Annotated in this window: 14 protein-coding genes and 1 pseudogene; 2 read left to right on the forward strand and 13 right to left on the reverse strand. The window is 38.4% G+C overall.

Annotation, left to right across the window (positions count from 1 at the left end):
- Position 1: 1 nt before the first annotated feature.
- From dnaG to rpsU, 12 genes and pseudogenes are all read right to left on the reverse strand, one after another.
- Entirely contained in the window at positions 2 to 1870 is a 1869-nt protein-coding gene (dnaG, locus tag H5R64_RS03010) for a DNA primase (protein WP_182582753.1), read from the reverse strand.
- 136 nt (positions 1871 to 2006) lie between these two features.
- Entirely contained in the window at positions 2007 to 4082 is a 2076-nt protein-coding gene (gene glyS / locus H5R64_RS03015; protein ID WP_182582755.1) for a glycine--tRNA ligase subunit beta, read from the reverse strand.
- 1 nt (position 4083) lies between these two features.
- On the reverse strand, positions 4084 to 5079 hold the full coding sequence (gene glyQ, locus H5R64_RS03020) for a glycine--tRNA ligase subunit alpha (RefSeq protein ID WP_182581357.1): 996 nt from the start codon (positions 5077 to 5079) through the stop codon (positions 4084 to 4086).
- A gap of 285 nt (positions 5080 to 5364) precedes the next feature.
- On the reverse strand, positions 5365 to 6135 hold the full coding sequence (recO, locus tag H5R64_RS03025) for a DNA repair protein RecO (protein WP_182582757.1): 771 nt from the start codon (positions 6133 to 6135) through the stop codon (positions 5365 to 5367).
- A gap of 18 nt (positions 6136 to 6153) precedes the next feature.
- Positions 6154 to 7059: a GTPase Era gene (era, locus tag H5R64_RS03030; protein WP_182582759.1), complete on the reverse strand. Its 906-nt coding sequence runs from the start codon at positions 7057 to 7059 to the stop codon at positions 6154 to 6156.
- A gap of 15 nt (positions 7060 to 7074) precedes the next feature.
- Positions 7075 to 7473, reverse strand: a complete 399-nt coding sequence (locus H5R64_RS03035; protein ID WP_182582761.1) for a diacylglycerol kinase family protein — start codon at positions 7471 to 7473, stop codon at positions 7075 to 7077.
- On the reverse strand, positions 7457 to 7936 hold the full coding sequence (ybeY, locus tag H5R64_RS03040) for an rRNA maturation RNase YbeY (protein WP_182581353.1): 480 nt from the start codon (positions 7934 to 7936) through the stop codon (positions 7457 to 7459). Before ybeY ends, H5R64_RS03035 begins: the two co-directional genes overlap by 17 nt.
- A 3-nt stretch (positions 7937 to 7939) precedes the next feature.
- Positions 7940 to 8974 (reverse strand): PhoH family protein, encoded by a 1035-nt coding sequence (locus H5R64_RS03045; RefSeq protein WP_182582763.1) that lies wholly within the window; start codon positions 8972 to 8974, stop codon positions 7940 to 7942.
- Between the two features lie 273 nt (positions 8975 to 9247).
- Positions 9248 to 9435, reverse strand: a pseudogene (locus H5R64_RS03050) (argininosuccinate synthase domain-containing protein); the annotation flags it as partial.
- Positions 9436 to 9612: 177 nt separating this feature from the next.
- Complete coding sequence (gene bsh / locus H5R64_RS03055) at positions 9613 to 10590, reverse strand: choloylglycine hydrolase (RefSeq protein ID WP_182582765.1); 978 nt, start codon at positions 10588 to 10590, stop codon at positions 9613 to 9615.
- A 94-nt stretch (positions 10591 to 10684) separates the two neighbouring features.
- Positions 10685 to 11131 (reverse strand): GatB/YqeY domain-containing protein, encoded by a 447-nt coding sequence (locus H5R64_RS03060; protein WP_182582767.1) that lies wholly within the window; start codon positions 11129 to 11131, stop codon positions 10685 to 10687.
- Positions 11132 to 11198: 67 nt separating this feature from the next.
- On the reverse strand, positions 11199 to 11390 hold the full coding sequence (gene rpsU / locus H5R64_RS03065; RefSeq protein ID WP_182581349.1) for a 30S ribosomal protein S21: 192 nt from the start codon (positions 11388 to 11390) through the stop codon (positions 11199 to 11201).
- A gap of 316 nt (positions 11391 to 11706) precedes the next feature.
- Here rpsU and H5R64_RS03070 point away from each other — a divergent pair, with 316 nt between their 5' ends.
- Together H5R64_RS03070 and H5R64_RS03075 are read left to right on the forward strand one after the other, a co-directional pair.
- The gene (locus tag H5R64_RS03070) at positions 11707 to 13212 is read left to right on the forward strand and encodes an ABC transporter substrate-binding protein/permease (RefSeq protein WP_182582769.1); all 1506 of its coding nucleotides are present in this window, start codon (positions 11707 to 11709) and stop codon (positions 13210 to 13212) included.
- Positions 13202 to 13942, forward strand: coding sequence for an amino acid ABC transporter ATP-binding protein (locus H5R64_RS03075; RefSeq protein WP_220476694.1), 741 nt, complete (start codon positions 13202 to 13204; stop codon positions 13940 to 13942). Before H5R64_RS03070 ends, H5R64_RS03075 begins: the two co-directional genes overlap by 11 nt.
- A 79-nt stretch (positions 13943 to 14021) precedes the next feature.
- On the opposite strand, the gene aspS is transcribed toward H5R64_RS03075, so the two are convergent.
- Positions 14022 to 15821, reverse strand: coding sequence for an aspartate--tRNA ligase (gene aspS, locus H5R64_RS03080; protein ID WP_182582771.1), 1800 nt, complete (start codon positions 15819 to 15821; stop codon positions 14022 to 14024).
- Between the last annotated feature and the right edge of the window lie 58 nt (positions 15822 to 15879).

The raw sequence follows: 15879 nt of genomic DNA on the forward strand, positions 1-15879 counted from the left end.
ATTAATTGGTCTCCTCCGCTTTTAATTCTTGTTGCTTTTTTAAAAGTTTTATCAATTCCATCGTTAACTGGGTTGCCAGTTCATTATTGTTCAGTGAACTTGCTTCCCTAATCTGTGATTGTAATTCTTTAATTTTCTGTGATAGTGGGATTTGCTTTTGGATCAGTTGAACACAGTCGTCAATTAATTGCATCTCCACACCCTCATCAACATTTAATTGTTCAATTTGGCCCAGTGTCGAACGGAGACTATCTTCCTTTAGATAGTCCATTAGCCCTGCAGCCGAATACTCACCATGCTCAGAAAAATAACCCTCCGCTAATAAGTATAACGTTTGATAGCGCTCATGTGCAAAGTGAAAATTATTTATTGCCGTCACATGGTCCCAAACTTCTTGATCATGAAACATGTATCTTAATAATAACTGCTCCGCTAACTCAGTCCGGTTAACCTTTTTTTGTTGCTGAACAGGGTGGCTAACGACCGATTGAGCCTGTCCAGGAGTGTCAGAACGTAAAGGAGAACGTTCCTTAATTCCCAAGCGATGGCTAATCTCCGCTAGCTGGCTTTTTAACGTTGTCTTATCAAGTTCAAACTCTTTTGCCAGTTTTGTAAGATACATATCTTGCTCTAATGAAGATGGAAGAGTTGCCAGTAATTTCAATGATTGCTCTAAATAAGAAATCAACTCGTTCTGATTATTAAGATTCTTATTCATCCGGTAGAAACGCAAATAAAAGTCAACTACCGTTTCTTCTTGATCAACTAGATACTTATTAAATTGGCTAGCACCATTTTGCTGAACATACTCGTCTGGATCAACACCAGCCGGTAATTGAACGACCCGTAATTGCATCCCCCGCGGCTTATGATCACGAAAAAGGGTAATTGCCCGATCAATCGCGTTCTGCCCAGCTGAATCACCATCATAACAAATATCAACTTGGTTAACCGCGCGGCCAAGAACTGCTACTTGTTCTTCTGTTAAACTAGTCCCCATTGAGGCAACCCCATTTTTAACGCCAGTCGCATAAGCAGAAATAACATCCATAAACCCCTCAAACAGGTAAATTTTTGATGTTTGTCGTGCTTCTTTTCGAGCAACATTAAAATTGAAAAGGGTCCGCCGCTTATTAAAAATTGGTGTTTCAGGACTATTTAAATATTTTGGCGTACCTTCTGGAACCTTACCAATTACCCGGCCAGAAAAGCCAATTACCCGACCATATTGGTTACGAAGAGGATACATTACCCGGCCAACAAAACGATCACGTAGATTCCCGTCATTATTTTCAACAAATAATCCCGATTTTCGTAATAGCTGATAATCGTTAACTTTCTGGGTTAAAAATGGCTTTAAAATTCGCTGCTCGGGAGCAAACCCAAGATTAAAATCATTAATAAGCTCGTCAGTCATTCCCCGTCCCTTTAAATACTTTAATGCTTGAGCTCCAGCTGGGGTATTTAAAAGAACATGATGGTACAATTTAGCAGCCTCTTCATGCATCATCATTAATTTACCGTTAGGAGTATCACTTTTCTGTTTATTATCCTTACCGTTATTATCAAGATATTGAGACGGTACCTCCATATTAGCTAATTGAGCTACTTCCTCAACTGCTTCAGTAAACGGAATATGTTTTAATTCCATTAAGAACTGGAATACGTTTCCACCACGGCCACAACCAAAGCAATAATAAAATTGTTTTTGTACATTAACGTTAAAGGAAGGAGTCCGTTCCTCGTGAAATGGACAAAGACCTACGAATCCCTTACCAGATTGATGGAGTTGAACATAATGGCCAATCACGTCACTAATATCTACAGAATTCCGAATCTGATCGATGACCTCTGATGGTATTCTTGCCACTAGCTGACACCCCCATTAATGCTAAGACAGCTACGAAAGGCCGCAACCTCATCGGAATGCGACCTCCATAACTATTTAGCCAAAATTAACTAATGTATATGATACCACAAGTTAACAACAATACAATTAAAAAGACTTATTTAACAATCAGTTTATCCAAATTACCAATTAAGGATGCTTGTTGTGCAAGAATTCCTAACTGGGTTAACCGATTATTCTTAATATTTTCATCTTTATCCATAATCATATTTTCGTCAAAGTACTCGTTAATAATTGGTGCTAATGAACGAAGTACAGTAAAGTTTTCGTCAACTGTTCGTTCTCCTGCTTTACTGTTTAAATCATTTACTGCATCATACAGCTTTTGCTCTGATGGATTTTGGAACAAGCTAGAATCTACCTTAGCCGTAGAATCATTCTTCCCCTTCTTTGCAATTCGCAATACTCGGGTCAATGCTTCAATTACTCCCTTAAAGTTTTCATCATCATGATGAGCCTTAATTGAGTTTGCAGCATCAAGAATATTTTCAATATCATTGGACTTAGTATCAGTAACAGCATCAATCACATCGTGCTTCATATGTAAACCACTTAATAACTGGTGAATCCGATCCATAAAGAAGGCCCGAACTTGATCCGCATTATTATTAATATCAATATCGACATCCAGATTTACTTCAGCAAAAGCCTTAATAATTTCCGATTGAATATCCAATAATGGTAAGTGCCAATTCCGATCAGCAATAATCCGGACAATGCCGAAAGCTTGGCGCCGCAAGGCATATGGATCATTTGAACCACTTGGAATCATATCAACAGCAAAGAAGCTCATAATACTATCAAGCTTATCTGCAATTGCCAAAGCAGCCCCAATCTTACTTTCAGGTAACGCTCCTTCTGCAGAAACCGGCATGTAGTGTTCACGAACTGCTTGGGCAACGTCTGCCTTTTCACCAAAGAGCTTGGCGTAAATTTCACCCATTACTCCCTGTAATTCAGCGAATTCACCAACCATTTGGGTTGTTAAATCAAACTTATAGATATGAGCCGCACGATCTAGATCAGCTAATTCTTCTTCATTGAAGTTTAATTGCTTTCCAATTACTGCTGCAATCACAGCAACGCGTTGCATCTTATCATACATTGAGCTGATCTTATCATGGAAACTAACTCGCTTTAGTCGTTCAACATAATCTGCAATGCTCAACTTTTGGTCTTCTTCATAGAAGAACTTAGCATCCTCAAGCCGTGGAACTAAGACTCGTTCGTTACCCTTAATCACATTTTCCAGATAATCCGTATTACCATTACGAACAGCAATAAAGTTAGGGAGAAGTTTTCCTTCATGATCACGAAGATAGAAGAACCGTTGGTTATCCTTCATGGAAGTAATTAAAACAGCATCTGGAAGAACGAGGTATTTCTTATCGAATGAACCAGAGAAGGCGGTTGGCCATTCAACCAAATTATTAACCTCTTCTAACAGTTCAGGATCTTTGTCAATTACCCAATCATTACTAGAAACAATATTATCGATTTGCTCTTCAATCACTTGTTTCCGTTTTGCCTGATCAGCAATGACAAAATCATCATACAATGTCTCTTCATAATCGGTTGCTTGCTTTAATTCAACTTCATGACCAAGGAAACGATGACCACGAGTAGTCCGCCCCGCTTCAACGTCAAGAATATTAAATGGTACTACTTGGTCATTTAGTAATGAAACTAGCCACCGAATTGGTCGAATAAACTGAAGGTTATTATACCCCCACTTCATTAGTGTTGGGAAAGTCATTGAGGTGATCACATCGGGTAATCCCTTAAGAACTTCAGCAACGGATTTACCAGCGATATGCTTTTCAACAAAAACATACTCAACTCCCTTTACCTCTTTAAACTCAATGTCATCAACCGAAGCGCCTTGACCACGAGTAAAGCCAATTGCGGCCTTTGTCCAGTTACCATCTGCATCCTGAGCAATCTTTTTAGCTGGTCCCTTAACTGATTCATCAATATCCGGTTGTTTATCACTTAAGCCTTGGATTAGGAGGGCCATCCGCCGTGGGGTCGCAAATTCTTGGATCTTATCAAAAGAAATTCGCTGTTCCTTAAGATACTTCGCCACCCGTTCGTGTAACTGCTTAATGCTTGGTGTTACAACATGGGCGGGCATTTCTTCAACGCCGACTTCTAGTAAATATGAATTAGCCATATTACTTATCCCCCTTTTGTGCTTTCTTTGCCTTTTTAGCAGCTTGCTTAGCTGCCCGTTGTTTAGCTTTTTCAGCTTTCTTCGTGTATTCATCCAAAGTCTTTTGACGAAGTTTTTCATCATGAATTAATGGGAAGCCGCGTTTCCGCCGTTCTTCAACAAAGGCTTTGGCAATGGACTTTGCCATAATCCGAATCCGGTGAAGGTATCCGGCACGTTCAGTAACAGAAACCGCCCCCCGCGCATCTAATAAGTTAAAGGTATGACTACACTTTAGAACATAATCATATGCTGGGTGAACTAGTCCAAGTTTAATTAACCGTTTTGCTTCAGATTCATAGTTATTAAATTCGTTTAATAACATGTCTTGGTTACTTTCTTCAAACGCATACTTGGAGTGTTCATATTCAGGTTCCTTAAAGATATCGCCATAAAGAACACCATCAGCCCATTCAAGATCATAAACTGAATCAACATTTTGAATATATTCAGCTAACCGTTCAAGTCCATAAGTAACTTCAGCCGCTACTGGGTTCATTGATAATTCACCCACTACTTGAAAGTAAGTAAATTGGGTAACTTCCATTCCATCAAGCCAAATTTCCCAACCAACACCGGCACACCCCATTGAAGGATTTTCCCAGTTATCTTCAACAAAGCGAATATCATGTTCAAGCGGGTCAATTCCTAATTCACGGAGGCTTCCTAAATAAAGTTCTTGAATATTATCAGGAGATGGCTTCATAATTACTTGGAATTGGTGGTGTTGGTATAGACGATTAGGATTTTCCCCATACCGTCCATCAGCAGGCCGACGTGATGGTTCAACGTAAGCAGCATTCCATGGTTCTGGACCAATTGCTCGCAGGAAGGTGTAAGGACTCATTGTTCCGGCACCCTTTTCATTATCATAAGCCTGCATCAACATGCAACCCTGCTTTGCCCAGTACTTTTCAAGTGTAAATATAATATCTTGAACACTTAACTTATCAGACATATAGACTCTTCCTTTCAAAAAATCCCTGTAGAAACTAGTCTACGACCAATTTCTACAGGGACGAATTAATTCGCGGTTCCACCCTGCTTTTTTGCATTACTACAAAACAGCTTAGTTAGTACAGCTGTTAAAGTGCCCCACTAATAAACTAATTCAAAGGCTTTCACTCTCCCCTTGTCGCTTTACATTAATCATTATTAGCTTTTTCTTTGTCATTGCTGTAAATATATTTTTATACGTGACTTATGATAGATAAACATCTTCTAAATGTCAATTGGCAGATTGTTATTTTTTTAATTTCTCTTCCCATTTTCCCATTTGGTGGATAAACCGTTTACTTTTTAGATTTAATCCGACCTCATTATCATATAACGTGTCTAATACAAACTGAATACGACGTTTAGTAGAAGGATTAATTTTAATTGAGTTAAGCTTCTGTAAGTTTAAGGTTGAAAAACGCTGTAAATAATAAACAGAACGTGGATCAAGATGCATTCGTCGTTCATCAAGATACCAATGATTTTGGCAAAGCATTCCCCCCGACTGTTCTGAAAAGTCTAAGGGAATATCATCACGACCACAAATGACACATCGATCCCAAGTTGGCGAAACCCCAAAGCGTATCAGTAATTGTGTTTCAATAACATTTGAGATCACCTGTTCATCAAGGCCTTGGTTAATTAGCTTCAGAGCAGTCGCAACCTGATCAAACCAGCCACCAATTCCTTGACCGTCCGGAAATGCACTATCAACTAAGGCAAGAATATACGTAGAATATGCATTTTTTCTAATATCAGTGGCAATGTTCCGATATTGGGCTGTATCACTAGCAGCGTTAATAAAGCTGAGACCATCATTAGCTAACAATCCAATATATTCTCCATGAGTAAATGGTAAAATATCTGCAGCTAAACGAAATCCCCGTTTTTTAGCTCCTTTAACAAAAAACATCGCTGGGCCAATCTTATCAGTTAAAACTTTTACTAAGAGATCGCGTTCACGATAATCGCGACGAAACATTATAATTCCCCGAAAATCAGTATTAATCCGACTCATTGGGGTTCATCCCTTCAATTAATAATCTTTGTTTCGGTAACCGTAATCCTTCAACATTGCAGATTTATCACGCCAATCAGGGACAACTTTAACCCATAATTGAAGGAAAACTTTATCGCCAAGCAGGTGTTCAATATCCAGACGCGCTTTTGTACCGATCTTCTTTAACATCTGCCCCTTTTTGCCAATAATAATTCCCTTTTGTCCGGGACGTTCAACAATAATATTGGCAGAAATATGTACATGCTTATCATCTTCTCGCTTTACGGAAGTTACATCAACCGCCACTGAATGAGGAACTTCTTGACGGGTCAATTCAAAGACCTTTTCCCGAATCATTTCTGCAATCACGAAACGTTCAGGGTGATCACTAATTTGATCGCTTGGGTAATACTGTGGTCCATTAGGTAACGTTTCGATTAACTTATTGATCAGTGGGTTAACATTATTTCCCTGGAGTGCAGAAATTGGATAAACTCCTGCAAATGGGAGAGCATCCTTGTATTGGGCCGTAATTTCAGGTAAGTCATTGGGATTAATTTGATCAATCTTATTGATCACTAAAAAGACCGGCTGCTTAACATTCTTTAGGCGATTGATAATAAAATCATCACCAGGCCCCCGATCTTCCGTTGCAGAAACAATGTATAAAACAGCATCCACCTCATCAAGCGCTGAAAGAGTTGACTTTTCCATAAAATCGCCCAATTTTGTTTGTGGTTTGTGAACTCCGGGCGTGTCAATAAATATTATTTGTGCCCGATCAGTAGTATAAATCCCCTGTATCTTGTTCCGAGTTGTCTGAGCAACATTACTCATAATTGCAACTTTTTGGCCAACTACATAGTTTAAAAATGTTGATTTACCAACATTTGGCCGTCCAATTAAGGCAACAAAGCCGGATTTATAATTTGAATTATCCATTGTTTTTCTTCCTTTCTAGTACCCCAATAATTTTACTATTCGCGGCAAAAAGATGATTAAACCAACTAAAACCGCAAAAATCGCTGTAATTAATACCCCACCTGCAGCAACATCCTTTGCTTTCTTAACATTAATATCATAGTGGTGTTCTCCCAGTAAGTCAGTTACGGCTTCCGTTACGGTATTTAAAAATTCTGCTGAAAAAACAACTAAAATTGCAAGTAGGAGCCATAACCATTCCAAGCGATCGACACGTAGGATAACCCCTAAAATAACTACTATCATAGCAACTGCAATATGATAGCGCATGTTTCGTTCTTGAGAAATAACATCAAAAATCCCTTCAAGTGCGTGTCTCATCGCTTGAATTAAGTGATGATTCTTCTCGGTTTGTCGACTATCTTTCGAGACCATACTGATCTAATATCTCCCGTTGTAGTGAAAACATTTTTTTCTCATCCTCTGGTTGTTCATGGTCGTAACCATTTAAATGAAGGAAGCCATGAACAACCAAAAAACCAAGTTCCCGTTCAAATGAATGGCCAAGAAACTTTGCCTGCTCAGCAACTTTATCAACAGAGATAAAAAGATCACCTAGGTTTACTGGCAATTCGGCTGCTAATTCCGGAGCCATAATAATCGGCGTTTCGTCACCTGATTCTTCCGCAGCAAAACTTAAAACATCCGTTGCTCGATCAACGTGTCGATACTGAGAGTTAAGTTCTCGAATTTCGGGGTTATTTACTAAAGTCACAGATATCTCAGTGTTATCGGCCACTTCTAGCTTTTCTCCCGCAAAGTCGAGCAAATTCTTAATCAACTCAAGATGCACTGAACTAACTTTTTCTTTAGTATGATCGTAAATTTCTAGTTCCATAAATTAATCCTTTTTCTCAGCTGCCTTCTTTGTCGCAGCTTCCCTTTCTTCATCGCGTTTAATTAATCGTTTGGTTGCGTTCGTTTCATAGGCATTAATAATTCGTGCAACAACTGGGTGCCGAACAACATCTTCAGCAGTGAATTGAACGAACTTGATTGATTTAATATCCTTTAAAATCCGTTCTGCACTAATCAAACCACTTCGCGTTCCATGGGGGAGATCAATTTGTGAAACGTCTCCGTTTACTACCATCTTTGATCCAAAGCCAAGCCGGGTTAAGAACATCTTCATCTGTGCGTTAGTAGTATTTTGAGCCTCATCAAGAATAACAAAAGCTCCATCTAATGTCCGCCCCCGCATATACGCAAGTGGCGCAATTTCGATAACTCCTCGCTCCATCAGCCTTTGCGTATGATCAGTTCCAAAAATATCATTTAAGGCATCATATATTGGTCGCAAATAAGGATCGATTTTCTCCTGAAGATCACCCGGAAGGAAGCCAAGACTTTCACCTGCTTCAACCGCAGGCCGAGTTAAAATAATCCGTTCCACTTCGCCCCGTTTCAAAGCTGCGACAGCCATCGCCACTGCTAAGTATGTCTTCCCGGTACCAGCAGGACCAATTCCGAATGTAATGTCATTATGCTTAATTGCATTAACGTACTGACGTTGTCCAAAATTCTTAACACGAATGGAGCGTCCTCGGCGATCCCGGATGATGGTTTCACTATAAAGATCAGCAAAATAATCCAATGTTCCACGGTGAGCCATCTTCATCGCACTAACAATATCAGTACTATGAATCCGAATTCCCTGCTCAGTTAAATTAACTAACGCGTGGAGGACATCCGCTGTCAGCTTAACGTTTTCGGGTAATCCCTTAATTTTAATGTTGTCGCCAAACGGGTTAATTGTGACGTTCATTCCCTGTTCATACAACGAAACAAATTTATCTTGAATTCCAAGTATGGCAACTTCTAATTCTGGACTTGTTATTTGAAATGTTTGTTCAATCTCTTCGTTTTTTTCTACCAACTAAAATTTCTCCTCTAGTTTAATATAAGTAGATTCTGAATATGATTATATCATAGCCACTCTATTCTGTTGGATTTTTAGTATAAGACTCTCCACCATATTTGCAAATAAAATGGACTTTAATACTAACTAGAGTACTAAAGTCCAATTATTTTATTCATCTAAGATCTTTTTTGCTTCTTTTATTTGGTGCCAAACTTGGGTAAAACTAGTTCCTCCTTTAGATTGCCGACGTTCAATCGCCACCCTAGGTTTTAAACATTCGTAAACCGTAGCATCAATTACTACTGACTTCCAAGCACCAACCTGCTCACCTTTTTTTGAATTATTTCTAAATTTTTTCCTTCACCAACGTCGATACAACATGCAATTACGTCATACCCCTTATCTTTAAGCCAAGCAATAGCTACGGACGTGTCTAAACCACCAGAATATGCTAATACAATCTTTTCTTTTTTCATTTTGTTATCCTCCATCCGTTCGAAATTGCTTATAAATATACATCTTATATTAATTTAAATCAACATAAAATTAGCTTTTAAAGCAAAATATACATTTTAAGTTATAAATAATGAATGAGAAACTAAATAAAAAAAGCCGTCAATATATACTTTCATATATATTGACGACATTAATTTTTAATCTTGATAGCAAATTGCTTGTTTAGTTTGCAAAGGATAAGTAAGTAACTCACTACTATCAAGCTTACTTTGATCTAGTTTAACCGCGTTAATTTGGTTATTTTCATATGTTGTGTAATAAAAGGTTCCTGTAGTAAGATTAACACCATCTGAGTAAATTGTGTATTCAAAAGTATTTGGTGCTACTTCATCAAGTCCCTTTTGTTGTTCAACGGCATGAAGAAGGTGGAAATAATTAGTAACGTTTTCCAATTCATCTTTGCCTTCTGGTGAATGCATCTTAGTAAAGGTTTCCTTAACAAACCGACTTTCGGAATCCATTCCCCCCGGAAGCATGTGTGTTCCTAAACCACGACTATATAATTCCAGCTTTGTATTTGGTGCAAGTGTATTAGTTGGTTGAGCTGGTGAAACACTTTGATAGTTACTCAAATTATTAAGTTGTTGTGGAAATTCAGGATTATTTGTTAAAACTCCAACGGGATTATCGTAAACACTTAAGCCCTTCTTGGTTGATTCAACGACAATTGATTCACCAGACTTGTCAGCAATCAGCCAGTGGAGTGGTGACAATGGGAACTTCTCTGAAAAATTAATGTTAACTAAGTTCAAGTTCTTAATTAAGTCCTTGACTTCACCAACATTCTTACATTGACCAAGAACGTATGGGATAAATTCAAACGGCGTAACATTATCTTTTTCTGGATCTTCTGGGAAATAATGACAAGGACCATCAAAGTTCAATCCAGCCATTCCTAAACCTTCTTCATTAGCACCATCAAAGTATAATGGATAACCCTCTTGAACGATTGCCATCCCAGTAATAGCATAATGATGATTTAGTGACTTCATCTTTCGAAATTTAAACTCGTAGTCGCGAGGAGTTATAACAACTTCTTCACCAAAGGAAATTTCTAAATCTAAATTACGACCAAAGTAGCTATCGCCAGCCGTATAAATAATTGATGTACACATATAATGTATAAACCTCCTAAATAAAAATAACACACTACCTTTTCTATCGTAACACGTTAAATACCTATTCTCAAGGTTTTGACAATTAAATAATTTATTTATTCAATTCATCCTTAACGGTTTGGTTAACTAGCTTACCATCAGCTTGCCCCTTGACCTTTGGCATTACAGCGCCCATTACCTTACCGAAATCCTTCATACTTGAAGCACCAACTTGCTCAATTGTTTCATTAACAATCTTTTTAACGTCATCTTCTGAAAGTTGTTGTGGCATGTACTTTTCAACAACTTTCATCTCAGCTTCAGTTTTTTCAACAAGATCCTTACGCCCGGCTTGTTTAAATTCATCAAGTGATTCCTTACGTTGCTTGTATTCACGTGCCATTACTGCAACTTCTTCGTCAGAAGTCAGATCATGGCCTTGTTCAATTTGTTCATTTTGCACCGCGGCTTTAAGCATCCGCACAACCCCAAGAGTTTCCTTGTCGCGATTCTTCATAGCAGAAACCATATCAGAAGTTAAATCTTGTAATAAACTCATTTCAAATTCTTCCCTTCTTGAAAATTAAAAAAGCTCCCACCATCAGGAAAAGGTGAGAGCAAATAAATTAGTAACGACGACGGCGCTTATTCTTACGCTTCCGTGCCGCTTCAGATTTCAACTTACGTTTTACACTTGGCTTTTCGTAAAATTCGCGTTTACGGTATTCTTGCAAAGTTCCGTTGCGTGAAACTGTACGTTTAAAGCGTCGAAGAGCGTCATCCAAAGATTCATTCTTACGAACGACTGTTTTTGACATGTTGATTCCCTCCCTCCGAGCTTAAAGTTACGTATTAGAGCGATATAACCCCGCTCCTTCACTACAAATGCCATTGTAACTAATTAGATTCTGAGTGTCAATAAATCTTTTGAAATTATTAAGATAAATTTTGGCTACTATCTTTTAAAACTAAGTTGTAATTTAGATCTAAATTACCTTTTATGCAAGTTTAAGGCTATTTATTCACCTTCATGAATTATTATTACTTATTTTCGGAAAAATATTGCATATTTAATCATGATAGAGTATATTACTCATCAACGTATTTATTTTCTAGATGAAGGGGTTATTGATTATGAAATTTTTCAAACATTTACTAATGCTGATAATCATTACATTCCCGATACTATGTGTACCGGTTTCAGCTTTAGCGGCTACCGAAAGCAGCAGTCCAAATTCTTCTACTAATCCTGCTCAAGTCGCCATAAATGATTCACTACAAAGAATCAAGCAAAAGGGAACATTGGTTGTTGGAATGAGTGCCGATTATCCCCCGTACGAATTCACCACAAAAGAACATGGGAAAACAAAGTACGTTGGCTTTGAAGTATCACTCGTTAAACAACTTGCTAAGGATATTGGCGTCAAATTAGTAATTAAAAATATGGACTTTGATTCCCTATTGGTTGCTCTCGAAACTGGAAAAATCGATGTTATTGCTTCAGGAATGAACATTACTAGTGAACGGAAAAAGAGTGTTGATTTTTCCGATACCTATTATTCGGGCGATAGCTACTTCTTAATTAATAAGAGTGACAAAGATAAATTAGTTAATGCCAAAAGTTTTAACGGAAAAACGGTTGGCGCACAAAACGGTACCCTCCAATCAACTATGATTTCTAAGGATATGCCGCAAGCTACTGGGAAAGGATTAGCTAAGCTGTCATCTCTCGTAATCGGCTTACAATCCCATAAGTATGATGGGGTATTAATGGATGCCGCTACTGCCAAAGCTTATGTGGCTAATAACTCTAACTTATATGCCTTTAATTCAAAACTACCGGTTACTGCCGGAGGGATTGCTCTCGCCTTTCCCAAAGGTGATACTTCATTAATCAATGCTGCCAACCAAACTATTAAAAAGGTCAATCAAGAAGACCTAATCAACAAAAAATGGATCCCAGAAGCATCACAGTATATGAAGAGTTACAAAAAACAAAATACTGTTCTTAGTTATTGGCGTTACTTCGCAAAAGGGGTTGGCTATACATTAATTATTACTATCGTTTCTGTCTTCTTTGGCTTTCTTTTAGGAACAATTTTTGCCCTAATGCGTCTATCAAAGAATAAGTTTCTTCATTCAATTGCAGTTTGCTATATTGAATTCTTACGGGGAACCCCAATGATGGTTCAAATTATGTTCGTCTATTTTGGTATCGGTGCAATAATCCAGTCTCTTCCTGCCCTACTCGCCGGGATTATTGCCGTCTCACTAAACTCCGGAGCCTATGTCGCCGAAATTATCCGTTCAGGAATTCAATCAATTCCAGCTGGTCAAGCAGAGGCTGCACGAAGCCTTGGAATGAGCAAAGACGAAACCTTCCGTTATGTTGTCATGCCACAAGCACTTAAAAATATTTGGCCAGCCCTTGGAAACGAGTTAATCACCTTATTGAAAGATAGTTCTCTTGTTTCTGTTATTGGGGTAACCGAATTAATGTTCCAGACACAATTAGTCCAATCTGCCACCTATAAGGGAGTCCTTCCTCTTTTCATTACCATGATGATCTACTTTATATTAACGTTCACGCTTTCCAGAATTCTATTTTACTTTGAAAGGAGAATGAAACATGCCCACTAAAATAATCGAAGTTCAAAACTTACAAAAGAAATATAAGAATAATATTGTCCTTAAAGATATTACCGAACACGTTGATAAGGGGCAGGTAATTTGTGTAATTGGTCCATCTGGCGCTGGAAAAAGTACCTTCTTGCGTTGCTTGAATGCCTTAGAACAACCAACAAATGGAAAAGTCCTCTTTGAAGGGCAACAATTAACTGGTCTTAATGATAAAAAGCTCGACCAACTACGAGAAAAAATGGGAATGGTTTTTCAGGGCTTTAATCTTTTTCCAAATATGAACGTCATCGAAAATATTAAGCTAGCTCCAATAAAGGTTAAGCATATTCCAGAAGATGAAGCAACGGCAACAGCAATGAAATTATTAACTAAAGTCGGTCTAGCTGATAAAGCTCAACAATACCCAACTCAGTTATCGGGAGGACAGAAGCAACGAGTCGCTATTGCAAGAGCTCTTGCAATGAATCCTGAAGTGATGTTATTTGATGAACCAACAAGTGCCCTTGATCCAGAAATGGTTGAGGAAGTTTTAACTGTAATGCATGATCTTGCTGATTCCGGAATGACAATGGTTGTAGTTACTCATGAAATGGGATTTGCTCATGAAGTTGCGGACCAAATTTGGTTTATGGCCGACGGTTATATTCAAGAAACAGGTATTCCAGATGAATTTTTTGCCCACCCAAAAAGTGAACGGGCAAAGGAATTCCTCAAGAAAATCTTAAAATAGAAAAAGGAAACCGGAAAATCAAATTAGTTTTCTGGTTTCCTTTTTATTTTAACTTTACAAGGTTTTAATCCTGATAAGGTTAATCTTCATCATCATTATCTTGCTTATAATCAACCTTATCGTCAAACTGAACCTTCAAGTCATTCAGTTGTTGTTGACTAACCTTACCAGGAGCAGCAGTTAACGGTTCAACCGCCTTCGAATTCTTAGGGAATGGAATGACGTCACGAATGCTATCAGCCTGTGCAAGTAACATTACCCAACGATCTAACCCAAAGGCTAATCCCCCCTCAGGAGGCATTCCAAGTGTTAAGGCCTTTAGCAAGAAACCAAAACGAGCTTCTGCACGTTCCTTAGTGTATCCCAATGCCTTAAGAACCTTTTCTTGTACTTTCGGATCATGGATACGGATTGAACCACCACCAATTTCTTGGCCATTCAAAATGATGTCATAACTTTGAGCATGTGCCTTATGTGGATCTTCACCATCTTCAAGATAGTGCAAGTCTTCTTCGTTTAACATGGTGAATGGGTGGTGAGCAGCAATCCATTTACCAAAGCCTTCATCATATTCAAACATTGGCCAGTTAACAACCCACAAATAATTCCATTGATTAGCTGCAATCATATTCTGTTCTTTGGCAATTTCGCGACGTAAATAACCAAGTGAATCACTAACAACGTGGAAGGAGTCAGCAACAAAGAGGATCAAATCACCCGGCTTTGCTCCCATCTTCTCATTAATTGCATCAGCGTAATCGTTAATGAACTTGGCAATTGGACCAGAATAACCATCTTCAGTTACTTTTACCCAGGCAAGTCCCTTAGCTCCAAAACGCTTAATGTATTCTTCCTTCTTAGAAATGTCTTTTCGTGAATACTTATCAGCACCGCCTGGGACACAAATTGCCCGAACAAAGTTACCATTAGCAACGGTTCCAGAAAAGACCTTAAAGGAACTATCCTTAACAATATCAGATAAGTCATGGATCAACATGCCAAAACGAGTATCTGGCTTATCTGAACCGTACTTATCCATTGCTTCTTGCCATTCCATCCGTGGGAATGGGGTCTTAACATCGACCCCTAGTACATCCTTCATGACCTTCTTAATTAATCCTTCGGTCATCGTTTGAATATCTTCAGGAGTTGCAAAACTCATTTCAGTATCAATTTGAGTAAATTCTGGTTGGCGGTCACCACGCAAATCTTCATCCCGGAAGCAGCGAGCAATCTGATAGTACTTATCAACCCCAGCAGCCATCAATAACTGCTTAAATAATTGTGGGGATTGTGGAAGTGCGTAGAAGTGGCCTGGATAAACCCGCGAGGGAACAATATAATCACGGGCCCCTTCTGGAGTAGAACGGGTTAAGTCAGGTGTTTCGACATCCATGAATCCCTGACTATCGTAATAGTGGTGGACAACAGAAGTAACCTTGCTCCGTAACATAAGATTCTTCATCATTTCAGGACGACGAAGATCAAGGTAACGATACTTCATCCGTAAATCTTCACTTGCATCAACATTGTCAGCAATATCAAATGGTGTGGTTTCAGATTTTGCTAAAACTTTAATTTTATTAACCGCAACTTCAATCTTTCCCGTCTTCATCTCAGGATTAATTTCTTTTCCAGCCCGTAATTGAACCTTCCCTTGTACCTCAAGAACGTATTGGTTACGAACTGCGTTAGCAACTTTAAATGCTTCCGGATTTTCTTTTTCATTAAAGACTAATTGAACAATTCCTTCACGATCCCATAAGTCAATAAAAATTAATCCACCAAGATTACGGCGCTTAGCAACCCATCCCTTAAGGACAACTTCTTGGCCAACTTGTTTTTCACTGGTATTACCAGCGTAATTAGTTCTTTTCATCCTCTAATTACCTCTTTAACCATTTTTAGATTGGTAGTATTAATACTAATTTCTAATA

The organism is Limosilactobacillus fastidiosus, assembly GCF_014145505.1.
Classification (GTDB): Bacteria; Bacillota; Bacilli; order Lactobacillales; family Lactobacillaceae; genus Limosilactobacillus; species Limosilactobacillus fastidiosus.